The organism is Shewanella sp. 3_MG-2023, assembly GCF_030548765.1.
GTDB lineage: Bacteria > Pseudomonadota > Gammaproteobacteria > Enterobacterales > Shewanellaceae > Shewanella.
Map to the genome: position 1 here is coordinate 16,566 of NZ_JAUOSH010000023.1, position 14,007 is coordinate 30,572.

The window sequence follows — 14,007 nt, forward strand, 5'->3', positions numbered from 1 at the left end:
TAACTTTTAATAGCCAATGCAGCTGCTACCTCAACTGACAACTTTGGCATTACGCGAGTTTTACTAATGTTTACTATACTTAATTCCAAGCTCAATCCTGCTTGCTGCTTGCTGCTTGCTGCTAAACGGTTAAAGGTTTTTTAGTTTTGCAAATGCTTTAATGTTAAATACTGGGGGAAGTTATGAATTTAGTCAGCCGAGTAATAAGTTGTCCACATTGCGGCCATAATCAACATGTTCATATTGATACTAGTTGTGGAGATCAAGAGTATTATGATGATTGTCGAGTGTGCTGCAATCCAATCCATATGCGATTGCAAGTAAACGATTCAAATAGAACCATTCAATTATTTATAGATTCTGATGATGAACAGTTCTATTAACAGTTGAACATGTAAAAACCTGCTTTAATAGGCTTAGAATGTGTCATCAATCTAAGCCTTTGTAGGCTATTTTAGCAATGATTTTTTAGCTAAAATTCTTTCTACTGTATCGACTATAACTTGAGTTTGACTATCGATTTCGATATTGATTTTGTCACCCAGTTTGCAGTCACTCAAATTAGTTAATTTGAGCGTTTCTGGGATCAAATGTAACTTGAACTGGTCTTGATCAATCTCTCCTACCGTTAAACTGCATCCATTGACGCCTATAAAACCTTTATAGAAGATATAATCCATCCATTTAGCCGGTACTGTTAATGTTAAATTGTAATGCTCATCGGTATGACTTATGTGGGTAATTGTTGCCATGGTATGAACATGACCTGACAAAATGTGGCCACCTATCTCTTTTCCGAAGGTCAAAGAACGTTCAATATTGATTTTGTCACCCGGTTCAATAAAATTTAAGTTTGTTAGCTGTAAGGTCTCTTCCATTACATCAAAATAAACTCTATTATTCACCAGCTTTGTGACCGTTAAACAAACACCGTTATTTGCCACACTCGCACCAGTTTCTAAACCATGCTGTAGCTCTCCTGGAATATTAACTTCAAATGTTTTTAAACCACTCTGTGCTTTAATTGTAATAACATCACACGTCGCTTGTACGATACCAGTAAACATATTTGTGCTCTTTAGTTGAAGGTTTTTAAATGAATAACACAGGCTTTCAGGCCAAAAAATTAATCCAACTGGCAATGCCAGTATTAATTGCTCAAGTTACCCAAACAATGATGGGATTTATCGATACTGTTATGGCCGGTAGAGTCAGCGCTGTCGATATGGCTGCAGTCGCGATTGGTACCAGCTTATGGTTACCTGCTTTATTGTTTGTGCAAGGGCTACTGTTGGCATTTACACCAGTGTTTGCCCATCATCACGGCGCTAATAATCCAAAAGCAATCCAACCCTTGATGTCGCAAGCATTCTATATTGCCATAATTGGCAGTGTTGGTGTGTTGTTGTTCCTCTCATTTGCTAAAACTATTTTTACCATGATGGCTTTAGAACCTGAATTAGCCGAGTTAAGTGCAGGCTATTTACATGGTTTTATGTGGGGTGTACCTGCATTTATTTTGTACCAAATACTACGGGGCTGCTCTGAAGGCATCTCTTATACATTACCGACGATGGTTATTGGCTTTGTCGGTCTTGCGGTTAATATCCCTGCCAACTATATCTTTATCTATGGTCATTTCGGGGTCCCTGCGATGGGCGGTGCTGGTTGTGGTATTGCAACTGCATTAGTGTTCTGGGCTATGTTATTTGCCATGATGGTATACATGCAACTTCACAAGAAATTTGCTGAGATAGCGCCATTTTCGACATTAAATAAGCCAAATTGGAAAACCATTTGGGAAATGATGAAGCATGGCACCCCTATTGCTATGGCTTTATTTTTTGAAGTCAGTCTATTTGCAGTTATAGCTTTATTGCTCGCCCCCCTTGGTGCTAACGTTGTTGCAGGCCATCAAATTGCCCTAAACTTCTCATCTATTGTATTTATGTTGCCATTATCAATCGGTATTGCCGTTTCGATTAGAGTGGGTTATTACCTAGGGCAAGATAAATCAGAAATATCAAAACTGGTGACAAAAATCGGGCTAATCATTGCATTCTCATTAGCAGTGGTAACGGCAATCATTACTGTATCGTTCAAAACTGAAATAGCCCTCCTTTACAATAATAACCCTGAAGTCGTTGCGCTAGCGGGTAGCTTAATGTTCCTTGCAGCTTTATACCAATTATCTGATTCTATCCAAGTTGTGGCTGCTGGCGCTCTTCGCGGTTATAAAGACACTAAGAGTGCCTTTTATATTACTTTAGTGTCTTACTGGGCCATTGGCATGACACTTGGCTATATACTTGCGCGTACAGATATCATTGTACCTGCGATGGGCGCACATGGCTTTTGGATAGGCTTAATCGCGGGCTTAACCAGTGCTGCAGTGTTATTTGCATTACGACTTATTTATATTCAAAAGAATGCTAATTTCAAAGCAGTATTGGAAGATAGAAGTTAATTTTAACTAGTCGTTATAAAATTTGAACGAGATGAGCATGCTGATAATGTTTAAAAAAAACACGCCTACGCTGCTATATGACTCAATTTGCACAGCAAATCGCCACTCGTTCATATTTTTGATTTTTTTGCTTGCATCAAAACGCGTATCCCGTAATATATCGCTCGTCCCAACGATGAAGTCTTTTATCAACGTTGAACGATACAACTGTAGCTCAGCTGGTTAGAGCACCACCTTGACATGGTGGGGGTCGGTGGTTCGAATCCACTCAGTTGTACCATTTTTTTTGAGATTGCTAAACACAATACAACCGTAGCTCAGTTGGTTAGAGCACTACCTTGACATGGTAGGGGTCGGTGGTTCGAATCCACTCGGTTGTACCAATTTCTATTCTAAATTCTTGTTTTATATCCCCAAGTTAAATGCCATAACATACCTAGTTTGTGCCTTGTTTAAATATTGTTGTGTCACCACTTTCTAATTTTATCTTCTAAATTCAAATAATGAAATCAAGTTAATATCTATATTGGCTAGTTTGTTTGATACAAAACCTCTAACTAAAACACTATAAATAAACTTGTGCCCACTTTGTGCCAGGATAATTCTTCACAGCTTTTATTTCTGAACAGAGAAGTGACCACCACCGAATCCTGTGCTAAAGAAAAACTAACAAGTAAGTTTCATGATAATTTAAAATAATCTTTTAATTCTTCAAGACGTACTGAACATGCACCCATCTAGATGCAGGGATTATTGAAAAATATCCTTTAAAAAGATCCTACAAATCAACTTTTCCTTTGCCACTACACAGAAATAAAAATGTCACTCTAATTGTAATATAGAGTGACATAATGGTGAGTCTTTTTAAGGGTGACACATTTGTTTGAAACGCTCTTTAGAACAGACTTAACGCCTACCCTGTTGAATATGTAAACTACCTAAATAGAGCTAATAAATTCTATTTCAAAAACAAATGCAAAGGTTACTCTTTATCATAACCATTAGGATTAGCTGATTGCCAGCGCCAGGTATCAACCATCATTTGATCTAAACTGCGCTTTGCTTGCCAATTCAATTGTTGATTAGCTTTTTGGGCATTGGCCCAAAATGCAGCTAAATCCCCTGCGCGTCTTGGACTAACTTCATAAGGGATAGGTTTTTCAACCGCCTTTTCAAACGCTGAAACAATATCAAATACCGATACGCCATTACCTGTACCTAAGTTAAATGCCTCAACCCCCGTAAAGCTGGTATTATTGTCTAACCAGTTCATCGCTGCAACATGCCCTTCAGCCAAATCCATTACATGCAGATAGTCACGTTCACAGGTACCATCTTTTGTTGGATAATCAGCGCCAAAAATACTCAGCTTGTCACGTTTGCCCACCATAACTTGAGCAACATAAGGCAGTAGATTGTTAGGAATACCTTTAGGCGACTCACCAATTTGGCCGCTTTCATGGGCTCCAATTGGATTAAAGTAACGCAATGAAACTCCTCTAAAATTGCTGTTAGATGCCGCAAAATCTGCCATCACCCGTTCGACCATTACTTTAGTTGCCCCATAAGGGCTTGAAGGTGTACCTAACTTCATGGTCTCAACATAAGGCACATCATTTTCTTCGCCATAAACGGTCGCAGATGAGCTAAAGATAAAGTTATGAACATTATGTTCGGCCATGGCTTCCAATAAACACACAGAGCCGTGAACATTATTTTGATAGTACTCAAGTGGAATTTGCGCTGATTCACCGACCGCTTTAAGGGCTGCAAAATGGATCACGGTTTGAATATCAAATTGCTCAAAAACTGCGGTTAAAGCCTGTTTGTCACGAATGTCACCTTCTATAAAAATTACCGATTTCCCAGTTAATGCCTCTACTCGCTTAATTGACTCAATATTTGAATTAAACAGGTTATCAAAAACAACGACATTACAATTGTTTTCTAGCAGTGATAACACTGTATGTGAGCCGATATAGCCAGCACCACCGGTAACTAATACGTTCATTACTGTTCCTTGTGTGAAAGATAAAAATGAGCATTTATAATCAGTGATTTTGAACCTTAGCACTCAAAATTACTATTAAAAATTAGCTTCATGAGCGTAAATCAGCACAATATGTTAATGAATGTGGTTTTATTACCTATTTTTTTCCTTACCAGCCTCACATTTAAACCCGGTGTATACATTTACAACCTTGCCAATACTTATGTGACAAGCTCGTTTAACGTTATGAATCACTATCAAAAAATGGGACTTTATATGCACAATTGTCGCTATAGGTAATAAGTAAACTGTCAGTCTCGAAACATTTGAAACATTAAATTACACATTGTTACCACTTACAGTTAACAGTTTTATTAACATCTCCATATAATGTCGATAACTCATTTGCACACAAGCGCGAAAGGTTTGTGTTATCTCTTCAAAAAGGATGTCCCGTGGCGACCACAATGCAAAAAGTATTTCCTTTCTTAATTATAGGTTCTGGCATTGCCATAACAGCGGCGTTAGTTGCCATGAAGCAACCACCCGAAGAAAAACCACCAGTAGACACGACCCCGCTTGTATCAGTACAAAGCATTGAATATAAGCCAATGACATTTACGGTTAGCTCTTATGGGGTTGTTAACCCTAAGTATCAAACTGAATTAGTGGCACAAGTGAATGGTGAAATCACCTACCTTGCAGAAGCCTTTGTAAAAGGAGGCTTCGTCAAAAAAGGCCAGATACTCGCCAAAATAGATCCAAGTGATTACGAATCAGCATTACTTGATGCACAAGCTGAACTGGCATCAGCTAAATCAAACCTAGTGCTAGAAAAAGCCACTGCAGCAGTAGCCGAACGTGAATGGGCTGAGATTACCGATAGTAAACCTAGCGATTTAAGTTTACGTAAACCTCAATTAGCCAAAGAAATCGCTAAGTTGAAAAGTGCTGAAGCCGGCTTACATCGTGCCCAACGTAATTTAGAACGTTCAGTGATTAAAGCACCTTATGATTCGTTAATCGCCAGTCGTAATATTGGCTTAGGCACTTATGTTGGCAATGGCGCATCAATTGGCACCTTGTATAACACTGAAATTGCTGAAGTACGTTTGCCACTTGCAGATAAAGAAATGCAATATCTAGACAGAAAAGGCGCTAATGCTGAAGTAAGTTTGGTGGGTAACTTCGCCGGTGAAAAACAGCAATGGCAAGGCACGATTGTCCGTAGCGAAGGTGTGATTGATAGTAAGAGTCGTATGACTTATTTAGTCGCTGAAATAAATGACCCTTATGCACTTAAAGGTAACCATAAAGAATTACGCTTTGGCACCTATGTCACAGCACATATTGGTGGCACACAAGCTGGCAGCGTTGCAATTATTCCCCGCCACCTGATTGTAAACGGTTTAGTTGCGGTCATGGATGCAGAAATGAAACTGCGTTATTTACCCGTTAATATTATTCGCCAAGACGGCAGTAACGTGATTATTTCAAGTGGTTTAGAAGATGGGATGAATATTATTACCTCGGCACTTGATTACCCTATTGAAGGCATGTCAGTAAAGTTACCTGAAGATAAGATTCTCCAGCAAGATGCTATTGAAGGTGACGACATTATTAAATCAGCAATCGCCATCAAAGATAAGGAATAATCATGGAAGACACCCATAAAGGTTTGATTGCTTGGTTTGCCCGCAACAGTGTGGCGGCAAACTTATTAATGATCATCATATTACTTGGTGGCTTACTGACAGCAAACACCATACGTAAGCAATTCTTCCCTGCAGTTGAAATTAACTGGATTGAGTTCAGCGCCGTTTATCCGGGCGCTGCGCCCCAAGAAGTTGAAGAAGGCATTACGGTCAAAATAGAGCAAGCCTTAGAAACGGTTCAGGGCTTGCAGCGGGTTATTACCTATTCTAATCGTAACCAAGCCTCTGGTTATTTCAGAATTGAAGACTCCTACGACCCACAAATTGTATTGGATGAAGTTAAATCAGAAATTGACTCAGTATCAACATTCCCAGCAGGCATGGAGTTTCCGAAAGTTGAGCGCATAAAAATACGCCAAGAAGTGATGTATTTAAGTTTATATGGCGACTTATCTCAACGACAACTCAAAGACTTAGGCGAAAAAATTCATCAAGAAATCATGCAACTGCCTAATGTAAATATTTCAGAATTCTATGGCGGACTTAATTACGAAATCAGTGTCGAAGTCAGTAAAGACAGACTCAGAGAATTTGGTCTTAGTTTTAACGATGTTGCAGAAGCTGTACGTGGTTATTCCCGTAATATGTCAGCGGGACAAATTAAAGCTGAAAATGGCTACATTAACTTACGAGTAGAAAACCAAGCGTATGTCGGATATGAGTTTGAAGATTTACCCTTATTAACCTTGGATGACGGTACTAACTTATTACTGGGAGACGTTGCGACGGTCAACGATGGCTTTGAAGAAGGCATTCAATATTCTAAATTCAATGGCCAAAATGCTGTCACCTTTTTTGTTGGCGCCGCTAAAAACCAAAGTATCACCGATGTTGCCGATACTTTAAAAAAATACGTTACTGACAAACAGGCTATTTTACCAGACGGTGTGACCTTAGAGCCTTGGGTTGATATGACCTACTACCTTGAAGGTCGTTTAGATTTAATGCTCGATAGCATGAAAACAGGCGCATTATTAGTCTTTATCATGCTGGCGTTATTTCTGCGAGTGCGGTTAGCGTTTTGGGTAATGATGGGCTTACCCGTGTGTTTCTTAGGTACGCTATTATTTATGCCAATGGGCTTTATTGATGTCACCATCAATGTCATCAGTTTATTCGCCTTCATACTGGTATTGGGTATTGTGGTCGATGATGCCATTGTGATGGGAGAAAGCGCCCATACTGAATGTGAAGAAAACGGTCAAAATATCGATAGTGTTATTCGCGGGGTTAAACGGGTCGCCATGCCGGCAACCTTTGGGGTATTAACCACCATTGCAGCGTTTTTACCGATCACCTTAGATGACGGCCCTTCATCAGCCTTTGGTCAAGCCATTGGGTTTGTGGTTATTTTGTGCTTAATCTTTTCATTAGTGGAATCAAAGTTAATTTTACCGTCACATTTAGCGCATATGAAAAAACCTAAAGTTGTGCAACCGGGTTCTAAAAATCCGTTAGATTGGTTAAGAAATATCGTTAACTTTATTCAAGGTAAAATTGAATCAAACCTAGCGAATTTTATTGCTAATGTTTACCGCCCTAGTCTAACTGCTGCAGTAAAATACCGTTATTCAGTTATTGCGACCTTTGTGATGTTAATTGTTATTTGCGCAGCCCTTTATATAAGCGGCTTAGTACGCTTTATTGGGCAACCTAAAATCCCCCATGATTTTCCTCGTATCACCTTGGAAATGAATGTCGATGCCGCAGAAACCGCAACCCTTAATGCCGCCCATGCCATTGAATCTGCTCTGCGTACTGTTGAGAAAGAGCTTGAATCTCAATATGGTCAAGGCATGATTGCAGAGTTACAAGTTGAGCTTCAAGGTCGTACAAAAGCAGAAGTGAGGACAAAACTGGTCGACCCGGAATTAAGACCCATTAATACCTTTGAAGTGGCTGAATTATGGCGCCAAGCGATGCCAAATATCCCAGGAGTTAAATCTTTCACCATCCAAGATAGTTTATTTGGTGGCGGCATGGATGATGGTGATATTAGTTTCCGACTAGAGGGTAACGATGAAGCGCAATTAATTGCTGCATCGAAGGAGTTAAAAGAAAAGTTAGGTACTTTAAAAGGGGTGAGTGACATTAATGACAGTCGTCAATCCTCTGCCAAAGAAGTGCAATTTGACTTAAAACCTTTAGCCCACAGTTTAGGCCTAACCCTGGCCAATATTGCTTCACAAGTCGGTAATAGCTTTTACGGACTTGAAGCACAGCGGATTATCCGTAACGGCGAAGAAATCAAGGTGATGCTACGCTACCCAGAAGAGCAACGTAACTCTATCGCCCTCGTTCAGGAGGTGTTGATTAAAACGCCTCAAGGTGCTGAATTACCCCTGTCTGAAGTCGCTAATATAAACGTAGTTCAAGGCGTGAGTAGTATTCGCCGTGAAAATGGTAACCGAACCATTAATGTATGGGCCTCGGTTGATGCTGAACAAGCTGAGCCATTTAAACTCGCCAAAGATATTCGTGATAATTTCATTCCGCAATTATTAGCGAAATACCCACGAGTAAAAAGTGAGGTTTCGGGCAGTATTCAGGAACAGCTTGACAGTGCCGATACCCAAATGCGTGACTTCATAATCTCGATGTTGGTGATTTACAGTTTATTAGCGATACCGCTTAAGTCATACGTACAACCCTTCATGATAATGTCGGTGATCCCATTCGGTGTGATTGGCTCAATGCTTGGCCATATCATTTTAGGGATTGATTTAAGCGCCCTTTCTGTTTTCGGTATCATTGCCGCCGCAGGTGTGGTGGTCAATGACTCACTAGTGATGGTGGATTATGTCAATAATTCCCGCAAGCAAGGCATTAAACTCAATGATGCGGTGATTAACGCTGGTTGCAGACGCTTTAGAGCAATTATGTTGACCTCTCTAACCACCTTTATTGGTCTAGTGCCAATCATGACTGAAACCAGTATGCAGGCACAAATGGTGATACCAATGGCCGTATCACTGGCGTTTGGGGTGTTGTTCGCAACAGTGGTAACACTGTGTTTAATCCCTTGTCTTTATATAGCAATTGAAGATACGCGGATTTTCTTGAGAGGTTCTTGGAGACATTATTTTCCATTAACAGCTGAAGAGCATAAAGCAGAGTTAGCCAGTCAAGCAGTAAAATAATCGGTTAAAAATGTGACCAACTTAAAAGCGAAACAGGATGTTTCGCTTTTTTATTGTTTTAATTTCAGTTAATTGCATTGATAATTAACTAAAATACTTGTTAACTAATCAGCCTGCAAAATATGACACATCATATGATTGTCATCAACACTAACTATGATGGCTAAATTAGATAATAAAAAGAGTTCAAAGTAATTTTTGTCTTCGACTAAATACAATAATAAAGGAAGCAATAATGCGTCAATGGTTAGCATCCAACAGCCTTGCAAGGTTAAAACAACTTAGTAGCAGTATTACTATCGCATTGGTTTTTTTAAGCCATAATATCATGGCAGATGAAACATCATCATTAGGGTCAAATCAGCCCCATAATGTCAATGATAAGCCCTATGTGTTACTGATCTCTATTGATGGTTATAGACATGATTACAATGAAGTTCATCAGCCTAAGTTTCTTAATAACTTTGCCAGCAATGCCGCAACAATAACGCAATTAACTCCGTCATTTCCAACAGTCACCTTCCCTAACCATTTGACACTGGTTACCGGTCTCTATCCCAGTAATCATGGCATTGTTGCTAATCGTTTCTACAACCCCACATTAGGGCGCCATTACGCTTTAAGCGACCATGATGCCGTCACCGATGGCCGTTTTTACACTGGCGTTCCACTTTGGTCTTTAGCTGCCCAGCAAGGAATGAAATCAGCTACGTATTTCTGGCCCGGCTCAGAAGCTGAAATAGCAGGTTTTAGACCCACTTATTGGAAACGATATGACGGTAGAGTCGCAAATGAAACCCGTGTCGAGCAAGTTATTGAATGGCTTAAATTACCTGAAACGCAGCGGCCGCAATTTGTGACATTATACTTTTCAGAAGTCGATAGCGCAGGTCATCATCACGGGCCGTTATCGCAGCAAACCCATGATGCTGTCAATTACATTGATAAGGTCATTGCTAGCTTAATTGAGCAAGTAAATGCGCTACCTTATGCGGTTAATATTATCATCACATCAGATCACGGTATGGCACAGGTTGCTGATTTTGAGCGTATCTACACAGACAAACTGTTTGCCGATGATGAGGCATTAAAATCTCGATTTAGTTTTATTAATGACGCCGCTTTTTCATTAGTGCGCGCCCATGGCAATAATAAAGACCAAGATTTAATTGCCCTTGAGAAACTAGTTGCTGCGACCGATGGCTTAGCATTTTATAGAAAGGAGTCGATACCTAAGCACCTTGAGTATGACTTTAATCCCGCCATTGGTGATGCGATTTTGGTCACCCATGATCATTACATTACCAGCAGTGATGCAAAACCTGGCGTTAAGGGTAAACATGGCTACTACGCTGAAGTGATGCCGGATATGAATGCCATTTTTTATGCCAACGGCCCGGCTTTTAACCATCAAGCAGAAATTGAGTTAGCTAAAAATATTCATGTTTACCCTTTAATTGCACACATACTTAATTTATCTATTAGTGAACCCATTGATGGCAAACTTGACGTGCTGTCTCCTTTATTAAAGCAATAAAAAAACGGGCAATATCTAATCGATATTGCCCGCTTCTTAAATACATTCTTTTAGCCCTGTTCTGCCAAAGTAATTTGATGATAAAGGGCGTCTTTCATTACTACACGCTGCTGCTTTAACTCATGGATGGATTCGTCTGCGATGGGCGAGTCTCGCATCTCAAGATCTCTAATTTGTTTATCTAACGCATCGTATTTTTTCATTATTTCAGCAAAATCGACATTGCTGCTAATAAGCGAAGTAATCGTATCTATGTGATCTGGAAATTCGTTTCTGAGGGAATGATTTTCACCTAGCATAAAAGCCTCTTATATCCTGTCTTCAATGAGTTAAACGTATCTATGTGTACTTACGCGGTAACGCTAGTCGTTCTCTTATTAAAATGTAGAGCAATTGATATAAAAAACAAGTTACGCCATTTAAATTAACGCTACATTTATCACAAAATAATACTTTGCCATAGAGTTGTAAGATCAAACCTCAATTCGATTATCAAGCCTTTAAGCTGCGTGCAACGTCCAGTCAAAAGTGAAAATGATTAACGAATCATAAATTGTCACACGCTAAGTGTTGGCTAATTGTTAATTTAACTTTACTATGACAATTAATTAGCCTTATCCGTAAATTTAATATGAAATTCAAGCCACTATTTAGTATTAGCTTACTAAGCTTAAGCACCTTTTTTAGTTTTAGCATTTTATTTACGAGTGCTATTGCTTATACCGCTGAGTTTAGTGGCAGCCAAACCTGTGTTGAATGCCACCAGCAACAATACAGCGATTGGCAAGGATCTCATCATGATATGTCTATGGGTCAGGCTACTGCAGATATCGTTCTAGCAAACTTTACCGATCAACAATTTGACTACCAAGGTGAAGTCTCACGCTTTTTTATGAAAGGAAGTGAGTACTGGGTCAATATTAAAGGGCCAGATGGCAAATTTAACGACTATAAAATTAGCTATACCTTTGGTTATGAACCGTTACAACAATACATGGTTGAATTTGAAAGTGGTGCTATTCAATTAATCCCCTTTGCGTGGGATAGCCGTAGTAAAGACAAAGGCGGACAACGCTGGTTCTATTTGTATCCTGAAATGGATCCTTACGACGAGTTCTTTTGGACTAATAAAGGCCAAAACTGGAACTACATGTGCGCTGATTGTCACTCAACCAATGTCAAAAAAAACTATAACGTAACAGACAATAGCTTTGACAGTAGTTGGTCAGAAATCAACGTAGCTTGCGAAGCCTGTCATGGTCCCGCCAGTAATCACCTTAAATGGACAAGCGATCAAACTCAGCCATTGGCCCAATTTGGCTTTGATCGTGATTTAACCCCAAAAGTAGGCGCATGGGAATTCACCCAAGGTAAAAAAATCCTCCAGCCAAACAAGATTAAAAGTTCTGCGCAGTTAGCAACTTGTGGTCAATGTCATAGTCGCCGTTCACAGTTTACAGATAGTAACGATAAAGCACATGACCATATCGATAATTTTTACGACAAATACATCCTCAGCGAAATTGCGCCTAACTTATATTATCCCGATGGCCAAATTTATGATGAAGTGTTTGTATTAGGCTCTTTTAAGCAATCTAAAATGCATATGGCGGGTGTTGTATGCAGTGATTGTCATAATCCCCATAGCAATAAATTAACAGCCCCAGTTGAATCAATTTGTTTTCAATGTCATTTACCCAGTGAATATAGTGCAGCCAAGCACAGCCAGCATCAACAAGGTAGCGAAGCCGATCAATGTGTTACCTGTCATATGCCAAAAACCACTTATATGCAAGTTGACCCCCGTGCTGATCATAGCTTCAAAGTCCCAAGGCCTGATTTATCGATAACATTGGGGACGCCTAATGTCTGTAGCCAGTGCCATAATGATAAATCAGCTACTTGGGCAGCTGAAGCTGTTATTAAACAATTTCCACATTCAACTATCCGTCAACAGCCTGGTTATGCAGAAGCTTTCTATCAAGCAGCGACTAACGATCCAGATAGTAGTGAGCTTTTAACGAAAATTGCTTTAAACCCATTACAACCAGCAATCATTCGCGCCTCTGCGTTCTCAAGATTGGCTAACTTCCCTAGTCAGCAAAGTTATCGTGCTATGGAGCAAGCTGTCACTGATCCTTCTGCGCAAATACGCTCAACGGCTATCTCTGCTTCTGCCGCATTTGAATTTGCCGATCGTTGGCGGTTAATTGCGCCACTGTTAACAGATACGGCTTATGCCATTAGAACTGAAGCGGCAGGCGCCCTAGCCACTAACTGGGAGAATATGACATCAGCGCAGCAGCAATTGCTGCAACCTGCATTAACAGAATACCTCGAAATACAAGCTTATAATGCCGATAGAGGTTTTTCGTGGTTAAACCGCGGTAATGTTTACCTCGCTAAAAGACAGTTCGATAAAGCAGAACAAGCGTATAAACAAGCTATTGTTATTGAGCCAATACTGGCCAGCAGTTATGCCAACCTTGCTGATTTGTATCGAAAATTAGGTAAAGAACAAGCGTCCATGGCGATATTAAAACAAGGGATTACAAATCAGCCGAAAGCGGGCTCATTACGCTATAGCGCAGGGTTGGCTTATTATCGTCAGCAACAATTACCCCAAGCCATAGCGTTATTTAAACAAGCGACTGAGGTTGAACCAAGTAACCCTCAAAATTGGACGGTATTGGGGCTGGCACAAGAAAAAGTCAATCCAGTTGACATGATGAAGTCATTATCTACAGCCTATGAAGTCAGTAATGATCCACAGCGTTTATACACATTATGCCAATTTAAAATTAAATATCGCGATCCAAGTACTAATGCTTGTTTAGCGAAATTATCAACCTTAGTACCGCCACAGGTATTGAAACAATTGACTGGCAGTTAACTTAAATAATTATGATGAAATGCGCGTTGAATTTGAGATAAGTCAGCGAGATTTTACTGGTTTTAAACAGCCATAAAGTTAGAAATTGAAATTCACTTTTGCTGTAAATAAAATCAACATCAGACAAGTACGTCCAATAGCTTCTAGTTTCCTAGTGACTTCTATTTAGCTGCTATCAATCCTCGCAAAAAACTCCAAGAATCAACAGCTCACTATTTGTTCAAATAGCGAAACACTCTATTTTTATGCATGTTCAATAAGCGAA

9 protein-coding genes and 2 tRNA genes are annotated in these 14,007 nt (G+C 39.7%); 8 read left to right on the forward strand and 3 right to left on the reverse strand.

Going from position 1 to position 14,007, the window contains the following annotated elements:
* Window positions 1-182: 182 nt before the first annotated feature.
* The gene (locus Q4591_RS13650; RefSeq protein WP_102435425.1) at window positions 183-383 is read left to right on the forward strand and encodes a CPXCG motif-containing cysteine-rich protein; all 201 of its coding nucleotides are present in this window, start codon (window positions 183-185) and stop codon (window positions 381-383) included.
* A 66-nt stretch (window positions 384-449) separates the two neighbouring features.
* On the opposite strand, the gene Q4591_RS13655 is transcribed toward Q4591_RS13650, so the two are convergent.
* Window positions 450-1,067, reverse strand: a complete 618-nt coding sequence (locus Q4591_RS13655) for a riboflavin synthase subunit alpha (RefSeq protein WP_102519543.1) — start codon at window positions 1,065-1,067, stop codon at window positions 450-452.
* 29 nt (window positions 1,068-1,096) lie between these two features.
* Between Q4591_RS13655 and Q4591_RS13660 the strand changes: the two genes are divergently transcribed.
* The 3 genes from Q4591_RS13660 to Q4591_RS13670 all read left to right on the forward strand — a co-directional run bounded on the left by Q4591_RS13660 (window position 1,097) and on the right by Q4591_RS13670 (window position 2,850).
* The gene (locus Q4591_RS13660) at window positions 1,097-2,467 is read left to right on the forward strand and encodes an MATE family efflux transporter (RefSeq protein ID WP_303461478.1); all 1,371 of its coding nucleotides are present in this window, start codon (window positions 1,097-1,099) and stop codon (window positions 2,465-2,467) included.
* A 203-nt stretch (window positions 2,468-2,670) separates the two neighbouring features.
* A tRNA-Val gene (locus Q4591_RS13665) sits at window positions 2,671-2,747 on the forward strand.
* Window positions 2,748-2,773: 26 nt separating this feature from the next.
* Window positions 2,774-2,850: transfer RNA gene (locus Q4591_RS13670), tRNA-Val, on the forward strand.
* 599 nt (window positions 2,851-3,449) lie between these two features.
* Here Q4591_RS13670 and galE read toward each other — a convergent pair.
* Window positions 3,450-4,478: a UDP-glucose 4-epimerase GalE gene (galE, locus tag Q4591_RS13675; RefSeq protein ID WP_303461480.1), complete on the reverse strand. Its 1,029-nt coding sequence runs from the start codon at window positions 4,476-4,478 to the stop codon at window positions 3,450-3,452.
* 434 nt (window positions 4,479-4,912) lie between these two features.
* On the opposite strand from galE, the gene Q4591_RS13680 reads away from it, so the two are divergent.
* The 3 genes from Q4591_RS13680 (at window position 4,913) to Q4591_RS13690 (ending at window position 10,849) form a co-directional block, all read left to right on the forward strand.
* Window positions 4,913-6,112: an efflux RND transporter periplasmic adaptor subunit gene (locus tag Q4591_RS13680; protein ID WP_102435464.1), complete on the forward strand. Its 1,200-nt coding sequence runs from the start codon at window positions 4,913-4,915 to the stop codon at window positions 6,110-6,112.
* 2 nt (window positions 6,113-6,114) lie between these two features.
* Window positions 6,115-9,312: an efflux RND transporter permease subunit gene (locus tag Q4591_RS13685; protein WP_303461482.1), complete on the forward strand. Its 3,198-nt coding sequence runs from the start codon at window positions 6,115-6,117 to the stop codon at window positions 9,310-9,312.
* A gap of 235 nt (window positions 9,313-9,547) precedes the next feature.
* Window positions 9,548-10,849: an ectonucleotide pyrophosphatase/phosphodiesterase gene (locus Q4591_RS13690; protein ID WP_303461484.1), complete on the forward strand. Its 1,302-nt coding sequence runs from the start codon at window positions 9,548-9,550 to the stop codon at window positions 10,847-10,849.
* Window positions 10,850-10,899: 50 nt separating this feature from the next.
* On the opposite strand, the gene Q4591_RS13695 is transcribed toward Q4591_RS13690, so the two are convergent.
* Window positions 10,900-11,148 (reverse strand): YdcH family protein, encoded by a 249-nt coding sequence (locus Q4591_RS13695; RefSeq protein ID WP_102476762.1) that lies wholly within the window; start codon window positions 11,146-11,148, stop codon window positions 10,900-10,902.
* A 332-nt stretch (window positions 11,149-11,480) separates the two neighbouring features.
* Here Q4591_RS13695 and Q4591_RS13700 point away from each other — a divergent pair, with 332 nt between their 5' ends.
* A complete protein-coding gene (locus tag Q4591_RS13700) occupies window positions 11,481-13,742 on the forward strand; it encodes a tetratricopeptide repeat protein (protein ID WP_303461486.1) in 2,262 nt (753 codons plus the stop codon).
* Window positions 13,743-14,007: the final 265 nt, after the last annotated feature.

Coding starts and splice junctions, on each gene's coding strand:
- galE (WP_303461480.1), bottom strand. CDS start 4,478: ATGAACGTATTAGTTACCGGTGGTGCTGGCTATATCGGCTCACATACA.
- Q4591_RS13660 (WP_303461478.1), top strand. CDS start 1,097: ATGAATAACACAGGCTTTCAGGCCAAAAAATTAATCCAACTGGCAATG.
- Q4591_RS13695 (WP_102476762.1), bottom strand. CDS start 11,148: ATGCTAGGTGAAAATCATTCCCTCAGAAACGAATTTCCAGATCACATA.
- Q4591_RS13685 (WP_303461482.1), top strand. CDS start 6,115: ATGGAAGACACCCATAAAGGTTTGATTGCTTGGTTTGCCCGCAACAGT.
- Q4591_RS13650 (WP_102435425.1), top strand. CDS start 183: ATGAATTTAGTCAGCCGAGTAATAAGTTGTCCACATTGCGGCCATAAT.
- Q4591_RS13690 (WP_303461484.1), top strand. CDS start 9,548: ATGCGTCAATGGTTAGCATCCAACAGCCTTGCAAGGTTAAAACAACTT.
- Q4591_RS13655 (WP_102519543.1), bottom strand. CDS start 1,067: ATGTTTACTGGTATCGTACAAGCGACGTGTGATGTTATTACAATTAAA.
- Q4591_RS13700 (WP_303461486.1), top strand. CDS start 11,481: ATGAAATTCAAGCCACTATTTAGTATTAGCTTACTAAGCTTAAGCACC.